We start from the raw sequence: 16,965 nt of genomic DNA, 5'->3' as shown, positions 1-16,965 counted from the left end.
TGTTTAAATAATCTGATTGGTATCACTTGCTGTAATTGACATAATAATGTCTCCTTATATTTATGTGTAACGTAACGGCACCAAGTGGATAACCGTGTTTGAAATGGTAACAAAATAATTAACACTATACCCAAGCCACTTCAAGATGTGAGGTTCAGGACTGCTGAGCAATTCATGATCTAGGCGCATCTTTGCATTAATGGTTACTCCCTTAAAAAAAGATGGACCGGCAATATGCTCCTGCATTGCTCTAGTACCTACATCCATGCAGGCAACAACGAGCATGATTTGCTCAGAAGTCCCTGTAAGGTTGGTTTATAAATACTTTATGCAGCGTTATTGATTTTGAAAAGGGAATAACCATGTTCTTCAATCAATGCCTTGCCTAAAGTATTTCTAATTCCAACTGAATCCTGCATCTTGAAGTGGTTTGGGTATATAACCCTAACACAGCTTGAGATGGCTGCGCTAAAAAATATAATAAGCTGCTATTAATTAATGATATCATCTGTAGGCTATCAAGAGCCTTGTCCAATATGAAATGAGTCTGAACTAATTACGTGTTTCTAACATGAAATGCGTCTATAGACTAAATTTTTGTTCATGATCATCAGATGAAATCGATCATGAATAGAGAAAACCTAACCACCATTGCGACCTTGAGCATTTTACTCAAGGCAACCAAGCCATAGCTTTTACTATTTTAGGTAACAAACAGGCGCGATAGTAATTCATTCAAAAATCACTGATCAAGTTTCGCTATATCACGCTGTCTAAAATAGATAAAGGAGTAATGTGTCGCTATCTTAGGAAAGTGTCATGCTACTCTAGACCGCACTCACGCGATTGATAAAACAATACAAGGACACGGGAAGCATCAAATGGCAACCATGTCATCGCACTTTTTTTCAAGAACTTATGACAACAAAGGGACATTAACTAATGGGCGACGTAAATTCCTATTTATTCTCGGATCGGTTAAATCACTAAAAGCTTTACTGATAGTAGTCTCTGTCATAATAATTCAAGTAAAGATCATTATATGCTAGCATCGAAATGATCGGTCAATAAGATCAATAAGATCAATAAGATCAATAAGATTACCTTAATTATCACCTAATTGATGGATTTAATCCCGTTTTCGCTGACTTTGACAAGGCTAACTTTTCAATATTGCGACTTTATTGTTAAAATAATAATAATTGTCTTTACTCTGGTCATTTACTATGTCGTTAGAGCATATTTCTCAACAATTAGCTGCAAGCGAAGCTACAGGTAAAAAGAAGCTCCCTCCGGTTGAATTATGGGATCCCCCATATTGCGGTGAAATAGATATTCAAATCAAAACCGATGGTAGTTGGTTTTACAATGGTGGCATTTTTAAGCGAATTAATTTAGTTAAACTATTCGCTTCTGTACTCAAAAAAGAGCAGGGCGAATATTTTTTAGTGACACCTGTTGAAAAGGTAAAAATTGCTGTTGAGGACGCACCTTTTGTTCTAACGCAATGGCAGTGGCAAGATGGGTCTCAACAGGCCATGGTCGTTTCGACTAATGTAGACGATGAATTTATTTTAGATAAAAATCATCCGTTAATCATCAGCGAAGTTGGTGACTTATATATTACTGTACGACGTAACTTAGTAGCAAAAGTACATCGTAATGTTTATTACCAATGGGTTGAATTAGCGTCTGAAGTGATCACAAAACGGGGAAAAGAGTTAGTTTTCACTAGTAGCGATCACTCATTCAGCTTAGGAAAGTTATAGGCATCTATTAACTAGCACATTGAATACATTTTAATGCGGCGGGTTGTACCGCGAGTCGTTGAGGTGCTATTGCTTCTCCACAGCTGGTACAAATACCGTATTGTCCTGCTTCAATACGCGTGATGGCATTAGAAAGTTGTTGAATTTCTATTTTTGCTTCAGATTCAAGCGCGTTTAGTACTTCGTCGTTTTCGCGTTCACCTGCTTGTTCTGACCAATCGGCATCACGTCCACTGGCGAAGTCTTGAGAGTATAGGAAGAATAAACGCCATTTCTCCTGAAACAGGGGGAACTCCAAATGAATCCTGCATCTTGAAGTGGTAAATATCAGGCTGATTTGTCGATTTAAATAATAACCTAAAAATGAGTGACCTAAATTGAACTCGATCTCAGATCAAGCGCAAGAAAGTATAAAAAACCAAAAGTGTGAGATAAACCAAATCGCAGCAGCTCTAGAACAGATTGCTGCGTCGACAAGTGAATAATGTTATTGGTATTTTTTATTGCTCTTGAACAGTTCCAAGACTATTTTTAAAGTATGCACTAGTTAGTTAAAGGTATTCAAAATGGGCTTACATTGGACTGACTCATTTGGTATTGCTGAATCTCTTTGCGATAAATATGCAGAGCAAGATCCATCAAAAATTCGTTTTACACAACTCAGACAGCTTGTATTAAATTTAGATGAGTTTGATGATGATCCTGAACATTGTGGAGAAAGAGTACTTGAAGCTATTCAGCAAGCCTGGATTGACGAAGTTAGAGAATAAAAGTGTATTCATTGACTGAATTCATAGTAATCAAAAATAAAGATAGGTAAAATTAAAAGCTTATATTTATAATTTTGTGATGAATTAGCCTAATGTCAACAGAACAAGATAAACTTACCTTAGTGATATTAGCAGCAGGGTTAGGGACACGGTTTGGTGGTACCAAGCAGTTAGCTCAAATAGTAGGGCTAGATCGTACAATCATGGAACTGAGTATCTGTGATGCAATGCAGGCTGGTATCAGTCATCTTGTACTTGTCATAAATCAAAACATTAAAACTGAAATTGAAAATGATGTATTACCACGCTTGCCTAAAGGTTTAGATGTCAAACTTGCCATTCAAGATAGCAAAAATATTCCTAAAAAGTATAAAAATTTTGCAATTGAACGAAAAAAACCTTGGGGTACAGGTCATGCATTATTAGCTGCTAAGCCCTATGTTTCAGGTAAAGCAATTGTGATCACTGCTGATGACTATTATGGAAAATCTGCATATAAATTATTAGCAAAAGAGTTATTAACTCAAAAACAAGGTAATGCGTCACAATGGAGCTTAGTTGGCTATCCCATTTTAGATACGCTATCAGATCATGGTGGCGTTAATCGTGGCATTTGTCAGGTAAATGAACAACACCATTTAAAACAAGTTATTGAATTTTTAGATATTAGATATAAAAAAAATAAACTGTCGGGTTTGAATTCTGCTCAGATCAGAGAAGCAATATCAACTGACAGTTTAGCTTCTATGACTATTTGGGGTTTTGACGACTCTTTATTTGATTATCTAGAACAAGGTTTCTCTGAGTTTCTGTCAACGTATGACAACGCTGTCGAAAGAGAGTATTATTTAGCTGATCAAATACAAAAAGTCATAGATACTGAACAAAAAAAAGTAACGGTATTGCGTGCAAGCGAGTATTGGTTAGGAATGACCTATCGTTCTGAACTAAATGATATAACCAAAAAGCTTAATCAGATTTTTAAGGGAAGCGGCATAGATAGCTGCCAGAGTAATAAATAATGTATACAGAACAAGCCAATATTTTATCAGAACATTTTGGACTAAAAAATAATTTAGATAGCAAAGTGACAATAAAACCAATAGGTAATGGTCACATAAATACGACTTTGTTACTTCAAGGAGATAATGTTCCAGTTGTAGTACAAAAACTAAATACGTATGTTTTTCCACAGCCGAATAAGTTAGTTAATAATTCCAGATTAATAGAGCAACATTTAGTTAATAAAAAACAAAATAATAACTACGATCTTGAAATCATCAAGCATGTCGCAACATTAAATCAAGATTATTTAATTGATATAAAAGGTGATAGCTGGCGTGGTCTAGAGTTTATTGGTGGTAGTTATAGCGAAGATGTTGTAGCCAATGTTCAACAAGCAAAAATTGCAGCAAATGCTTTTGGCCAATTTGCAGCAGCATTAGAAGACTTTGATGCAACACAGTTATTTTCTGTTATACCTGATTTTCACCATTTAGCGAAACGCATTGAAGCATTAAAAGAAGTTGTAGAATTAGATAAGCATGATCTCGTAACTTGTGCACAAGATGAAGTGGATTTTTGCTTAAATCAACAAGACTTAATTGATGAGCTTGAAACATTAAAAACTCAACTACCTTTAAGAGCGTGTCATAATGATACAAAAATAAACAATATGCTTTTTTGTTCTAAAGAGCATAATGCGAAAGCTGTCATTGATTTAGACACTTGTATGTCAGGATATTGGTTATTCGATTTTGGCGATATGGTGCGTACTTTCTGTTCACCTGAAGAAGAAGATTCTACAAACTTAGATAATGTGATCATTCGAGAAGATATTTTTGAAGCGATTGTAGAAGGCTATGTTACCCCATTACAAAGCTTAATTACACGAGCTGAAAAACAAAGTTTTTGGGTGGGAGCAAAAGTGATGTGTTTAATGATCGGAGTGCGCTTTTTAACTGATTATTTAGATGGTGATAATTACTTTAGTATAAAACGAGTGGGTCATAATTTAGATCGTGCTAAAAATCAATTTACTTTATATCGAGATTTATTGAAAAAAGAAGAAAAATTAAGAGTATTATTAGATTAAAATCTGTAGATGAGCATTATCTCGTGCAAGGGCTTTATATTATAAGATCAGCTATATCTCACTTAAAATAATTCATTTTAACCTTGCGTAAGCAGAATAAACTTTTCGGCCAACTCGTCTAAAGACTCTATATGGTTGGGGTCTTTTTTTATGCAATCAATTGGGCAAACACTGACACATGTTGGCGCATCGTAATGGCCTATACACTCAGTGCATTTTTCTGGGTCTATTTCAAAAATCTCTTTGCCTAATGTGATAGCCTGATTTGGGCATTCAGGATCACACATATCGCAGTTAATGCATTTATTATTAATTAATAAAGCCATGTAGTTCACCCTTACACAGCTTTAGTCTGCTTAAATGGGTTACGTGTATCTTGTCCTTCATCAAAATTTCTTAATAAAATTGCTTTATCTAAATCAATGTCTTCAGGTAAGGGAATTTTAACGATATGACCTGAGCCTTTAGCATCATTTATTTTTTCGCCCTTTTTATTTTCCATATGCTCTAAGTTAAAGCTGATATTTCCTTGTGGTGTCATTAGCTCTAATGAATGCCCAGTACAGAATTTATTTTTAACATCGATTTCCACTAAGCCATTGTCATGACGACCAATCACTTCACCTACAAACTGCTGTTGCTCTGAAACAGAATGACCATAATCGTAGTTTTGGTAATCTTGATGTGCATGACGTTTCAAGAAGCCTTCGGTATAACCACGATGCGCCAGTTTTTCTAAGTTACCTAACAGGCTTGAATTAAAAGGGCGACCTGCAACGGCATCATCAATAGCGTTACGATATACTTGGGCGGTACGTGCAACATAATAGAATGACTTAGTACGGCCTTCAATTTTTAAGCTGTGCACACCCATTTTAGTTAATTGCTCAACATATTGTACAGCACGTAAGTCTTTAGAATTCATAATATAAGTACCATGTTCATCTTCAAATGCTGGCATATACTTACCTGGACGACCTTGTTCTTCTAACATAAATATTTCTTTAGTTGGCTCTCCAGCTCCTAAAGTTGGGATTACTGCTTTTGGCTCAATTTTATGCACTATATCCCCTGTTTCAGTCTCTATTGCTGGTTTTACATTATATTCCCAGCGACACGCATTGGTGCAAGTTCCTTGGTTAGGGTCTCTTTTATTGATATAGCCTGATAATAAACATCGACCCGAATAAGCCATGCATAAAGCGCCATGAACAAAAATTTCAAGTTCTGTATCTGGGCATTGTTGTCGAATTTCTGCAATTTCTTCTAATGAGAGTTCACGAGAAAGAATGATTCTTTCTACACCTTGTTTTGCCCAAAATAATACACTGGATAGTTTACTGCGTTTGCTTGAACTGATAGATGAATTGGCATATCTGGATACTTTTCACGTACCAACATAATAAGACCAGGATCAGACATGATAAGTGCATCTGGTTTCATTGCAACAACGGGTTCAATATCGCGCATATAAGTTTTAATTTTTGCATTATGAGGCGCAATATTTGAAACAACATATAATTTTTTACCGAGAGCATGCGCTTCATTAATACCTATTTCTAAATTTTCTAGATTAAATTCATTATTTCTTACACGTAAACTATAGCGTGGCTGACCTGCATAAACAGCATCAGATCCATAAGCATATGCATAACGCATATTTTTTAAACTGCCTGCTGGAGACAGTAGTTCAGGAGTAAAAACACTTGGTGAATTTTCAGGGGTAAGAATCACTGACATTGTAAAACCTCACACATAGAACTGAGTACAAATCAGTTGCATGGATTATTAGTAGATAATTATAAAAAGCGCGGCATTTTATAAAAACACACTCTCTTATGGTTTGATCTAGATCATGTTTCTCCAAAAAATCAATTGTCATAAAAAAGTTTGCTGTCATATTTTTAAACTATTTATGTGAGATAATATCGTTTTAATATAATTGGTATGATTTCGACCAGCAGTTTTAGGTGAAATTATTTTTGAGGTTACATAAGGGCTGGCGAACAGAGTAAAAAATATTTTTCACGTTAATTTTATTTGTTATCGGAAAAATTTTAAGTTTTTTTGAACTGTTTTAAAATATCAGGATCAGATCAAAATAATAATAACAAATACATCTGGGTATCCAGTTGCCCTCACAACTTAAAACAAAGAGACATCTAAACTTCAAAGTACTTCAACATCCATACCTATGTTACTTCAAATGCATGTTTCAGAGCTATCTGAGCGGGCCCAATTCAAGGCGTGTTGATACAGGAATATAGGCTACCTTTCAAACCAACGCAGCGATGAAATGGGGTTGTTCAGAAGTGCCATCTCGGCGAGTTTAAACAGGGTTTATACTGCGTTATTAATTTTGATAAGGGAACAACCATTATCTTCAATTAATACCTTACCTAAATCCTGTTTAATTCTCGCTGAGTATCATGGGTATATGGCTGCGTATTATACTTGCGAACATAAAAAAATTTTTAACGTCGGCTCTATTAATAATTAATTCCTCACCTACTGAAATTGATGTAATTTTATTTAAAGCTCTAGTTCAAGTCTCATTTTAAATAGCGCTTTACACACACATTTCCACTGAGTTTTAATGAGAATGAAACAATAGACATCCAAACGTCTGTTGACTTTTTTACCACTCCTTATCACAATACGCGCTGTTATTACCTAATTAATAAAATAGGTTTTGATTCGAGGTGCTGTTCACTGATTTAAATATTACTAGGGCGATAGATGATATGTAAACTTAATTGTTGTTTTAAGTGAGTAGATAATCGGGAAGTTGGTGATAAGAATAGCTGGAAGCGATTTAAATCCAACGCTGCCCCCGCAACGGTGATATACAGTTTATTGACTGTATTCAGCCCGGAGACCGGCCTTGTTTCATTAGTAACACTTAATCGATACCTAATCTTAAATACTTTTAATTTGTGCGGTGGGCACAATGGAGCAAACATGTTCAATAAATCTAAAACAGCATTAGCTGTCTTTTCTGCTATCTCTTTATTTTCTTCATCAACTACAGTGGCTCAAAATATACAAGTCGAAGAAAATATAGAGCACATTAGTGTAACTGCAAATAAAATTAAGCAATCGATTGAAAGCGTATTAGCTACGGTTAATGTTATAACTCGAGCAGATATTGAAGCATCAAATACGCGAGATCTGCCTTCTTTATTGAACACTCAAGCTGGTATTGATGTTGTGCGAAGCGGTGGCTTTGGTCAAAAAGCTGATGTTTTTTTAAGAGGTGCAACATCAAAGTATCTTTTAGTGTTGGTTGATGGGGTTCGCGTAGGTAATGCTCAGTCTGACTCGAAAGAACTGACTAATTTCCCTGTAAATTCAATTGAAAGAATTGAAATTGTTAAAGGTGCAAGAGCTGCTGTTTATGGTTCTGATGCACTGGCTGGTGTGATTAATATTATTACTCGTAATTCGGACGCTACGACACTAGAGGCTACATTTGGTAGTAATAGCTATAAAAATATTGAAGCGACTGTAGGTCATAACCAAGATGCACTCTCATTGAATTTCAATTTAGGTTTTGAAAAAACCGATGGTTATGACATTACAGAAAAAAGACCTGACACAGACCTTTCAAGTAAAGATTTTGATAATGATGCTTATGAAAATAAGAACTTAGGTATTAATGTAAAATACAATGCAGAAGATTTAGGTTATTTTACTTTTATGACGCAATATTCAGAAGGTTATGGAGGCTATGATAATGCATGGGGTAATGATGCATATGAGTTTGAAAATTATATAACTCAATTAGGTTGGTCTAAAACGTATGATGCATTTACTCACACATTGAATTTAAATAAAACCCAAGATAAAAGTGTACAAGTAGGGACTGAACTTGAAGAAAACTTCCAAACTAACCGTAAAGAAATTGAATTCCGTACGACATATAATTTAAATCAAGATATTATATTTAATGCTGGGATCAATTGGTATAACGAAAATGTAGAAAAAGCAACTCAAGAGCTAAAGCTTGATTCAAGAACAAATACAGCTTTGTTTCTTGGTTCATACTATGATGATGGTGATTTAATTGCCAATATGAGTTTACGAACAGATGATTTTGAACAATATGGAGCTGAAAATACCTACAATGTATCAGTTGGTTATAGTGTTGCAAAACCTGTAACTGTGCGGTTTAGCAGAGGAATTGCATTTAGAGCACCTTCATTTGATGATTTGTATGCCTCAACAATGTGGACTCAGGGTAATGAAGAGCTAATGCCGGAAGAGGCCTTAAATCATGAGTTAGGTATATTTGTAGAATTAAGTTCAGGTTCCTTCGATGTTGCTGTATTTCGTAATGAAATTGATAATATGATTCAGTCAAATTTCGACCCTGATTCAGGTAAGTATATTCCATTCAATGTAAATGAAGCAAGAATGAAAGGTTTTGAAATCAATGCATCGTTTACTTTCTTAGAGTTTGATCATTCATTAAACGCGACATTAGTTGATGCTATTGATATTAACACTAATCAAGATCTTGTTCGTCGTCCAGGAAAAACATTTAATTGGTCAGCAAGTAAGCAGTGGGAAGATTTGAATATTCAGCTAGAAATGCAATATCGTTCCGATAGACCTACAATTACTTATTATGATGACACTATTAGCTCATTTACTTTATGGAATGTGAGTGCAAATTATGATTTAACAGATGAACTTAAACTTACTGCACGAGTTGAAAATTTATTTGATAAAGAATATGCATCAGCAGCAATTGATAAAGATGAGGCTGGTGAGCTTTATTATTATAAGTCTCCTGCTCGTCAATATTTTATAGGTGTTGATTACCGTTTCTAATAAACATATTAGATAATAAAAAGGAGTGTATTAGACTCCTTTTTGTATTTTTTTATCGCTAAGTAATGCTATTAAATAAAAAGCGGATCGGGTTTATTTTTTTACAAATTTAGTTAAAATAACAATGCGCTGACCATCTACACGGCCTTCGATATGTTCAGGGTTACTTGTTAAGCCGATATTACGCACGGAGGTACCACGTTTAGCGATGATACTACTACCCTTTACATCTAAATCTTTAATTAACACTACAGTATCACCCGCATTTAAGCGTACACCGTTGCTGTCTATGTGTTGAACGTCGTCATCTTCCGCTAATGTTTTTTCTGCCCAAACTTTTGTTTCTTCTTCAAGATAGATCATATCTAACAAATCTTTAGCCCAACCTTCTGAACTTAAACGAGATAACATGCGGTAAGCGATTACTTGAACAGCAGGTGTTTGGCTCCACATACTATCGTTTAGACAATGCCAATGGTTTATATCTAAATCTATGGTATTTTCGACTTGACCTTTACAGGTATCACATAATAAAGCGCATTTATCTGAATTTGCTTCAACCTCTGGTGGTACTTCATAAACATTAAAATTGTCAACCGAGCTACATAGCTCACATTTGTGGTCATTACGTTCTAATAAAGTTTGTTTTATGCTCATTATGGGCGCTCTCGATTTTAATGGCGTCATTATACCTCTGAGGCTTTAAAATGCGAGTATATGCCTTACTTCACTTATTTTGTGGCAGAAAAAACACTTGAATATACAGGTAGAGCCCTACAGTAGATTCACTTATTGCTTGGACATTTTTGTATTTAACCGATTGCCAAGCCACGGGGCGTATGTTTTTTGATGCTATTTTATTGCATGGATTGGATAAACTAACAAATAATCATACTGCCTTTATCAACTTATCAACTCTTGGATTCAACTTATCAACTTCAGCATTAATTTTAGAATTACTTAATTTAATATCACCAAAACAGGCTGTTATTGAAGTAGTTGAGCGTACAGAAGAACTTGAAGATGTCACTCACTTTGTATCAGAGATGAAAAAGCGAGGTTATACCTTTGCATTAGACGATTATGATGGTGATGAAAAGTGGCAAGTGGTATTAGAACAAGTGGATTATATTAAATTAGAGGTTGAAGAGCCTTTAATCCGAACGGTTTTACAGGCTAAAAAACTTAAAAGGAAATATCCAAGAACTAAAATTGTGGTAGAAAGAATAGAAGATAATAATGTATTTAAGCAATTAACTGAAGCAGGTGTTGATTATTTTCAGGGCTACTTTTTTTCTAAGCCTGAAATGATGAGTTTGAAAAATATTAGCCCTACAAAAATGGTTGTTTTGGAATTGTTGAAACTGGCTTCGCAATCTGATTTAGATTTTTCGTTAGTACAAAAAAAGGTTGAAAAAGATCTTAGTTTAACAGCGCGTATATTAAAGTTAGCAAATGGTGTGTGTGGTAATACGCAAATAAGTTCTTTAACTCAGACGATTATTTATTTGGGGGAAAATTTAGTTCGTCAATTCATTACTGTATTGGCGCTGAGTGAACTAGGGCAAGATAAACCTTCGGAGCTTACTAAATTAGGCTTAGTGAGGGCTAAATTCATTCATTTAAGTTTAGAAGGTCAAAACCAACAATTGCTTAATGCGGGATATTTAGTTGGTTTAGTATCGGTACTTGATGCTGTTTTAGATACAGATATAGATCATATAATTAGTGATTTTAAATTGAGTGATGTTTGTAAAGATGGATTGCTTGGCAATTAATAGAAACGCAATTAATAAAAGAAAGCATTAATGCAAATCAATTAGCTGTATGTTATACGAAAGCGTTATTTTATGCAGATGATATTTTGGATGAAATTAAAGGTTAATTTTTTTACAGTTAAATATTATGGCTACTGTTTTTTTGTAGCAATAACGATTCTCTAATACATACATTTTTCGGCTGGTTATATACCCATGCTACATGGCAATGCGTGATTTAAGCAAGTCGAGAAGCGTGCCAAATACGAGGTATAATACGAATAAATAATTACTCAATTTAAATGAACTAAATATTCCAATAACATCATTGCTTTCAATCCTAATAGCCTGCATTACTCAATCCTATTCGTGCAAAATTGATAGATTCATTAGAAACCAGTGGTTTCACTTCAATTCAAGAACGTATTAGGGGCTGTTGATCTTTCAGGGTTAAATCTTGTTCGAGATAAAAGCACTTTAGTCGCGGCGAGTAGTGTGTAGCCTAGTCATTCTAAGTAAATACGACTCAACAAAGAATAAAATGCTTTTAGCCGAATCTTTCGGACAGCGTTTGTTGGGCATTTTTACTGCGTTACCGCCTTTTTATGTGGAACAACCACATGACAAAGCCTCTGCCTTGTATAAATTCCCAACAATTCGCTGCAAAAGTAATCTTGAAAGATCAGCAGCCCCTAATTTTATTAATCCCAACTTCTGAGTTACTCCTGCTTTTGTCAGAAAACAATATAGTTTGATCATTTACATTAATGATTGATCACTTTTTTAATAAAGAAGAATGTTGGGTAGTAAGCGTTGTCCGAAGTAATTTGATAATATTGCTCGTATAAAGCTAATGTTTCTTAAGAGCGAGCAACGGCCGTTGAAACTTTTTAACATCCTTATTTTTTACCATCTGAACTATCAACTTTCCCCAATATTCAGGAAAATAAGAAAATTATTCATTTTTATCTTTAGAGCAGATTTGTTAATTGAGATTAATTACGTTTATGGTAAAAGGTTAGATAATTTGATACAAATAGGTTAAATAGAAAAGTGAGCGATTTTTGGTAGAAAAACACGCAATTTGCGCACTATTAAATTGTTATTTTTTTAGCCGGATTGGCCGATAAGTCACAAGGAAGCAAATTATGCCTAATGCAGTGATTAACAAATACTGTCCTCGTTCAGGAAAAGCAGTTGAAGTTAATTCTCTGGCACAGTATCGCGGATTTACTGTTGGTTTTTGTAATCCAGGGTGTAGGGACGACTTTGCTGAAAATATAAATGTACGCCCAAAGGATACCTGTTACTTCGATGTACTCATTAAAGAAAACGAGTTGAAGTAAAATAACAAACACATAACAAACACATAACAAACGCTTGATCAAGGACGTTCTTTGGGCTATTTGGTCATTCGTCATAATTAACTTGTTTGTTCTACTACTCTTTTTCACAGACGGTATTTCAAATGAATTTGTTTTTTTAGCTTAGCTGTTGTTAGTATTTGCCTCACTAATGACTGCTGTTCCGAGATTATAGTCTTTTAGTCCTGAAATAAATAATACTTAGTTTGTTCAGGTTAGTGCCATTAGTTTACGAATAATTCCGACATAACATTTAATGTTTAGCGCATTACTTTCGAGACTAATGGTACGCTCAGCTCAATAACGAATACTCAGGGCCTGTATTAAAATTACTAGCTATATTGCTTTCGAAGAGCTTAGTATTCTGACTGAATATATTCATATTTCGGAGGTGTTTAATGGTTTCTCAAGTAAGTAAATTTAGTGCCTATATAGGAATTGATTGGGCTGACAAAAAATATGGCTATTGTATTCAAGTTTCAAATCAATCAAATCGAGAGTTTGGTGTTTTAACACACACACCTGAGAAAATTAATGATTGGGTTCAATCTTTACACCAACGATTTGGTGGTCAATTAGCTATTTCTATTGAGCTAACTAAAGGCCCTATTATTTATGCATTACAAAAATATAACTTCATAACATTGTTTCCAGTTAACCCGTCTTTGCTTGCTAAATATAGAGAGGCTTTTACACCAAGTAAGGCTAAAGATGATCCTACTGATGCTGAGTTAGCATTGGATTTGATGCTCAACTACCCTAAAAAAATTAAACCTTTAACAATACAGGGTGAACAGATGCGCAAACTGATGTATTTAGTTGAGCAATGACGAAGGTTAGTTGAAGATAGAAAAAGGTTTAGTAATCGCTTGATCTACGCGCTAAAGCAATATTTCCCTCAACTATTAGAGTTGTTTAGCCATAGAGATTCAGAACTATTCTGTCAGTTCATCAATCGTTGGCCAAATTTGCAAAAACTAAAACGAGCAAGAGCAAATACAATAAGGAATTTCTTTAGAAAAGCGAGTTATCGCTCTGTACCATTAATTGAAAAGCGTATAACAGCGATTAAAGAGTCACGATATCTCACCGAAGATAATGCTATTATTGAGTCACACCAATTATTGGCAACATCAGTTACAGCACAAATAATCATTACAATAAAAGGTATTAAGCGGTTTGATGATGAAATAAATAAAGTGTTTCATTCTTTACCTGATACTGAACTTTTTGAATCATTGCCCAGTGCAGGAATTTGTATAGCACCCAGATTACTTGCTGCCTTTGGTGAAAATAGAGACCGATTTGATAGTGCATCTCAAGTACAAATGTATGCAGGTATCGCTCCAGTTATTGTTAGAAGTGGACAAAAGCAGTGGGTGCATTGGCGATGGCAGTGCTCTAAATTTCTTCGTCAAACTTTTATTGAATGGACATCAAAAACTGTTTATTCATCATATTGGGCTGGATTATATTATGCTCAACAACGTCAAAAAGGAAATTCGCACCAATCAGCAATTAGAGCTTTAGCTTTTAAATGGATCCGAATACTTTTTCGGTGTTGGAAGACAAGAAAGCCTTATAGTGAAACTCAATATCTGAAAGCATTGAGAGATAGAAAATAACCATTGTTATTACTAGAAACTGTAGACTAAAAGACTCAGGGCGTGATGCGGACACTAGCGTCAGTAAATTTTTGCATTCATAAAATGTTGCCCTATCTTCAACTTGATAGGCAACAAAGCCACCTAAGCGACCATTCGATTAATTTTCATTTGCTCAATTTTTATGTAGCAATAAGTTTAGTGTTTCTATCTCGATTTGGGGCACATTGCGCCATAGAAAGTATAATTATCTTGTATTTCTTGATTCGGTAAATTATTACTTCTTTCGTAAAGTTGGTATTTTTAGCGAAGCTTCAGATGAAGCAATCAATATACCAAGCCTTTTTAATCGTGTTTCTTCTTTCTTGGCGCTCATTACCCACCAGATAGAATCCCTTTTATATGATGGTGCTAAATTAGTAAAGAATAGCCAGGCTGATTGATTTACCTTGATATTTTCTTCATACTCTCTGGAAAGTTGCACATTTCTTTGTTCCGAGGAATAGCCTTGTGCATCGGTTCTGTTGTTAAAGAGGTGCATCCCTGCTTGTTTCATCTTTCCAAGCTTTATTAATGCTTTTACCTTTTCTACGTTCACAGCACTCCATACACTAGTCATTTTGCGCGGAGTAAAGCGAATCTTATAACTTTGTTTATCAATGGTTTTTCGTATACCGTCAATCCACCCAAAACAAAGAGCGACATCTACCGATTCAGACCATGTAAGGCTTGCAACTCCGGTATTCTTCTTGAAATAACCTAGCCAAACTTCGCCAACTTCAGTATTTTCTTTTAACCAATTGTTAAACTCTTCTTGGTTTTTGAAAAAAATTACATCTACCACTCTCTAGCCTCCAGACTTAGCCACTAACTAGTTGTATATTAACGTCCGCAACTAACGTGCGTTTTTTACGCCTCGCTACTGATTATTGCTTAACCCTTTAAGCCGAAAAAACTAATTTATTTCTATCTAAATCCCTCACATAGGCGGAAAATTTAGGCCCTCGTTGACCTGGCTCGCCCTCACAGGTGCCGCCCAACTCGATAACCTTTTTATGAAGTCTTTTAACTTCTTCGGTAGAACCAGCATTAAAACCAATCATCGTTCCATTGCCATTACTTGCGGGTTCCTCATTAAAGGGTTTAGCTATTGCAAATGCAAAGTATTCACACTGCCAGAAGGTCATTCTGTCAGTTGATAAAACTTGGTTAAGTTCTGTTTGTTCAAAAAGTGAATCATAGAATTTAATCGCTGCTTCCATATTGTTTGTTCCAAGAACACAATAGTCCATTTTCATAATTTAATATCTCATCAGTTTAACAGGAATTTAGGCGGAATTTGTATTGCCCATAATTAACAAGGCAAAGTATACCCATGCAAATATTTACAGACAATGCCCGTAATTGCATAGTGGGTATACGAAAACGCATGGGGAGTCAGTTTGTTTTATAGCTTGGAAATGGCTTTATTCACTCAGTTCAGAGGCTAAATAATCAAATACTACACGTAACCTACAACTAGTTTTTAATTCTCGGTGTGCAACTAGCCAAGTCTCTGTCTCAAAGGCCGGAAATGTTGGTAATACTCTTTCAACTAAAGGTTCAGCATCGCCGATATCAGACATCATAAAGCCAATGCCAGTGCCATGCTTTACCATCTCCCATTGTACAAGATGATTGGCAACAATTACCGGGAAGTTACTTGAACTTAAGTCAAAACCAAATTTTTTAAGGTAGGAAATCACACGATTGGATCGGTCAACTCCGAAGAAAACTGCGTCATTTAAATCTTGTGGAGACTGTCGATGTTCAAGGTTTTGTATATAATTTTTAGAAGCGTATAGATGACCCCGGGTGTTTTGAACACGTTTTGCGATAAGTTCCTGCTGTGTTGGTCGATAATTACGGATGGCGATATCAGCCTCACGGCGCGACAAATCGCTAGTATCGCTTGAAGCAATTATTTCTATTTCAATTTTGGGCCATTGCTTACGCAGTTTTTCTATAATAGGTGGAAGAATAAAGGCCGCAATCATCTCTGTAGCACTTATACAAACATTCCCTTCAACTGTCTCAGCATGGCCTGACGCCAATAGTGATAAATTGGTTGCAGCATCTGCCATCACTTTTACTTGTGCCATCAAGTCAGCCCCACTTTGTGTAAGTATTAACCCTGAATTTGTCCTCTGAAATAATAAAACACCTAGTTCTGCTTCCAGCGCAGATACTTGTCGACCAACAGTAGGTTGCGTCATATCAAGTGCTCGGGCAGCTGCCGATAGCGAACCTTCTTCCGCTGTTACAAGAAATGCCCGTGCTCGATTCCAATCAAACTTGATAGCGCGTCTATCCATTTAATATATATGTCCTATGTGTGCTTTTGAGTATCGTTCAGCTATTTTTGTATAGATATTATCAGCGTTAGCGTAAATATACGACTACCACTAGAATGAAAATGAGAAAGTTAGATGAAAAATTTAAGGCGCTAGATTTGTTGATAGAAGTGCTAGTAACACCATTATTATGAAAATTTTATAGTTTCTATTTCTCTTTTGGGGCAAAAGCGAGATAAAGCCTATACTCTTAATTCGTTTGGAACTTGAATGATTTCAGTATCCCCTTTGAGCGAATAAGAGACATTTAGAAAGTGCGATAGTTGGAATAATATTTCTCAACATCGGACTTTCCATCAAAATCCCCCCTTATTCAGGAAAATGACCCTTTACCACGCATTAAATTTTTTTCTTTCTGTAACACCTCAATAACCCGT

15 protein-coding genes, 2 pseudogenes and 1 riboswitch are annotated in these 16,965 nt (G+C 35.3%); of the genes and pseudogenes, 9 read left to right on the top strand and 8 right to left on the bottom strand.

Annotated features, from left to right (window positions below; translation table 11 throughout):
* Positions 1 to 60: 60 nt before the first annotated feature.
* The gene (locus CJF42_RS26935; RefSeq protein WP_170940703.1) at positions 61 to 285 is read right to left on the bottom strand and encodes a hypothetical protein; all 225 of its coding nucleotides are present in this window, start codon (positions 283 to 285) and stop codon (positions 61 to 63) included.
* A 941-nt stretch (positions 286 to 1,226) separates the two neighbouring features.
* On the opposite strand from CJF42_RS26935, the gene CJF42_RS21735 reads away from it, so the two are divergent.
* A complete protein-coding gene (locus CJF42_RS21735; protein ID WP_095368678.1) occupies positions 1,227 to 1,769 on the top strand; it encodes a DUF1285 domain-containing protein in 543 nt (180 codons plus the stop codon).
* A gap of 7 nt (positions 1,770 to 1,776) precedes the next feature.
* Here the strand turns inward: CJF42_RS21735 and CJF42_RS21730 are convergent, their stop codons facing one another.
* On the bottom strand, positions 1,777 to 2,067 hold the full coding sequence (locus tag CJF42_RS21730; RefSeq protein WP_170940702.1) for a TraR/DksA family transcriptional regulator: 291 nt from the start codon (positions 2,065 to 2,067) through the stop codon (positions 1,777 to 1,779).
* A gap of 268 nt (positions 2,068 to 2,335) precedes the next feature.
* On the opposite strand from CJF42_RS21730, the gene iscX reads away from it, so the two are divergent.
* From iscX to CJF42_RS21715, 3 genes are all read left to right on the top strand, one after another.
* On the top strand, positions 2,336 to 2,539 hold the full coding sequence (gene iscX, locus CJF42_RS21725) for a Fe-S cluster assembly protein IscX (RefSeq protein WP_095368676.1): 204 nt from the start codon (positions 2,336 to 2,338) through the stop codon (positions 2,537 to 2,539).
* 92 nt (positions 2,540 to 2,631) lie between these two features.
* A complete protein-coding gene (locus CJF42_RS21720; RefSeq protein ID WP_095368675.1) occupies positions 2,632 to 3,561 on the top strand; it encodes a sugar phosphate nucleotidyltransferase in 930 nt (309 codons plus the stop codon).
* Positions 3,561 to 4,634, top strand: a complete 1,074-nt coding sequence (locus CJF42_RS21715; RefSeq protein WP_095368674.1) for a phosphotransferase enzyme family protein — start codon at positions 3,561 to 3,563, stop codon at positions 4,632 to 4,634. The genes CJF42_RS21720 and CJF42_RS21715 overlap by 1 nt, the downstream gene beginning before the upstream one ends.
* 77 nt (positions 4,635 to 4,711) lie before the next feature.
* On the opposite strand, the gene CJF42_RS21710 is transcribed toward CJF42_RS21715, so the two are convergent.
* Together CJF42_RS21710 and trhP are read right to left on the bottom strand one after the other, a co-directional pair.
* Positions 4,712 to 4,960 carry a YfhL family 4Fe-4S dicluster ferredoxin gene (locus tag CJF42_RS21710; protein WP_095368673.1) on the bottom strand — a complete coding sequence of 83 codons (249 nt, stop codon included), beginning with the start codon at positions 4,958 to 4,960 and terminating at the stop codon, positions 4,712 to 4,714.
* An 11-nt stretch (positions 4,961 to 4,971) separates the two neighbouring features.
* Positions 4,972 to 6,374 (bottom strand): annotated as a pseudogene (trhP, locus tag CJF42_RS21705) (prephenate-dependent tRNA uridine(34) hydroxylase TrhP).
* A gap of 1,002 nt (positions 6,375 to 7,376) precedes the next feature.
* Positions 7,377 to 7,535, top strand: a riboswitch (cobalamin riboswitch).
* Between the two features lie 60 nt (positions 7,536 to 7,595).
* On the opposite strand from trhP, the gene CJF42_RS21700 reads away from it, so the two are divergent.
* Complete coding sequence (locus CJF42_RS21700) at positions 7,596 to 9,470, top strand: TonB-dependent receptor domain-containing protein (protein WP_095368672.1); 1,875 nt, start codon at positions 7,596 to 7,598, stop codon at positions 9,468 to 9,470.
* A 93-nt stretch (positions 9,471 to 9,563) separates the two neighbouring features.
* Here the strand turns inward: CJF42_RS21700 and CJF42_RS21695 are convergent, their stop codons facing one another.
* Positions 9,564 to 10,127: a PhnA domain-containing protein gene (locus CJF42_RS21695; RefSeq protein ID WP_095368679.1), complete on the bottom strand. Its 564-nt coding sequence runs from the start codon at positions 10,125 to 10,127 to the stop codon at positions 9,564 to 9,566.
* Positions 10,128 to 10,276: 149 nt separating this feature from the next.
* Between CJF42_RS21695 and CJF42_RS21690 the strand changes: the two genes are divergently transcribed.
* The 4 genes and pseudogenes from CJF42_RS21690 to CJF42_RS21675 all read left to right on the top strand — a co-directional run bounded on the left by CJF42_RS21690 (position 10,277) and on the right by CJF42_RS21675 (position 14,216).
* Positions 10,277 to 11,248 (top strand): EAL and HDOD domain-containing protein, encoded by a 972-nt coding sequence (locus tag CJF42_RS21690; protein ID WP_252097696.1) that lies wholly within the window; start codon positions 10,277 to 10,279, stop codon positions 11,246 to 11,248.
* A gap of 472 nt (positions 11,249 to 11,720) precedes the next feature.
* Positions 11,721 to 11,945, top strand: a complete 225-nt coding sequence (locus tag CJF42_RS28790; RefSeq protein WP_095368670.1) for a hypothetical protein — start codon at positions 11,721 to 11,723, stop codon at positions 11,943 to 11,945.
* A gap of 430 nt (positions 11,946 to 12,375) precedes the next feature.
* Entirely contained in the window at positions 12,376 to 12,573 is a 198-nt protein-coding gene (locus tag CJF42_RS21680; protein ID WP_095368669.1) for a YHS domain-containing protein, read from the top strand.
* A gap of 416 nt (positions 12,574 to 12,989) precedes the next feature.
* Positions 12,990 to 14,216: pseudogene (locus CJF42_RS21675) on the top strand (IS110 family RNA-guided transposase).
* 256 nt (positions 14,217 to 14,472) lie between these two features.
* Here the strand turns inward: CJF42_RS21675 and CJF42_RS21670 are convergent.
* The 3 genes from CJF42_RS21670 to CJF42_RS21660 form a co-directional block, all read right to left on the bottom strand.
* Positions 14,473 to 15,039 carry a YdeI/OmpD-associated family protein gene (locus CJF42_RS21670; protein WP_095368668.1) on the bottom strand — a complete coding sequence of 189 codons (567 nt, stop codon included), beginning with the start codon at positions 15,037 to 15,039 and terminating at the stop codon, positions 14,473 to 14,475.
* Between the two features lie 97 nt (positions 15,040 to 15,136).
* Entirely contained in the window at positions 15,137 to 15,487 is a 351-nt protein-coding gene (locus CJF42_RS21665) for a VOC family protein (protein WP_286203519.1), read from the bottom strand.
* Positions 15,488 to 15,661: 174 nt separating this feature from the next.
* On the bottom strand, positions 15,662 to 16,549 hold the full coding sequence (locus CJF42_RS21660; RefSeq protein WP_095368666.1) for a LysR family transcriptional regulator: 888 nt from the start codon (positions 16,547 to 16,549) through the stop codon (positions 15,662 to 15,664).
* Positions 16,550 to 16,965 lie beyond the last annotated feature (416 nt).

This window comes from Pseudoalteromonas sp. NBT06-2 (genome assembly GCF_002276045.1).
Classification (GTDB): domain Bacteria; phylum Pseudomonadota; class Gammaproteobacteria; order Enterobacterales; family Alteromonadaceae; genus Pseudoalteromonas.
This window is presented reverse-complemented; position numbering and strand designations above follow the sequence as displayed.

What these genes read in the sequence shown, in the direction of transcription:
- CJF42_RS21695 (WP_095368679.1), bottom strand. Translation starts at nt 10,127, where the DNA reads ATGAGCATAAAACAAACTTTATTAGAACGTAATGACCACAAATGTGAG.
- CJF42_RS21735 (WP_095368678.1), top strand. Translation starts at nt 1,227, where the DNA reads ATGTCGTTAGAGCATATTTCTCAACAATTAGCTGCAAGCGAAGCTACA.
- CJF42_RS21715 (WP_095368674.1), top strand. Translation starts at nt 3,561, where the DNA reads ATGTATACAGAACAAGCCAATATTTTATCAGAACATTTTGGACTAAAA.
- CJF42_RS21680 (WP_095368669.1), top strand. Translation starts at nt 12,376, where the DNA reads ATGCCTAATGCAGTGATTAACAAATACTGTCCTCGTTCAGGAAAAGCA.
- CJF42_RS26935 (WP_170940703.1), bottom strand. Translation starts at nt 285, where the DNA reads ATGCTCGTTGTTGCCTGCATGGATGTAGGTACTAGAGCAATGCAGGAG.
- CJF42_RS21660 (WP_095368666.1), bottom strand. Translation starts at nt 16,549, where the DNA reads ATGGATAGACGCGCTATCAAGTTTGATTGGAATCGAGCACGGGCATTT.
- iscX (WP_095368676.1), top strand. Translation starts at nt 2,336, where the DNA reads ATGGGCTTACATTGGACTGACTCATTTGGTATTGCTGAATCTCTTTGC.
- CJF42_RS21720 (WP_095368675.1), top strand. Translation starts at nt 2,632, where the DNA reads ATGTCAACAGAACAAGATAAACTTACCTTAGTGATATTAGCAGCAGGG.
- CJF42_RS21700 (WP_095368672.1), top strand. Translation starts at nt 7,596, where the DNA reads ATGTTCAATAAATCTAAAACAGCATTAGCTGTCTTTTCTGCTATCTCT.
- CJF42_RS21665 (WP_286203519.1), bottom strand. Translation starts at nt 15,487, where the DNA reads ATGGACTATTGTGTTCTTGGAACAAACAATATGGAAGCAGCGATTAAA.
- CJF42_RS21710 (WP_095368673.1), bottom strand. Translation starts at nt 4,960, where the DNA reads ATGGCTTTATTAATTAATAATAAATGCATTAACTGCGATATGTGTGAT.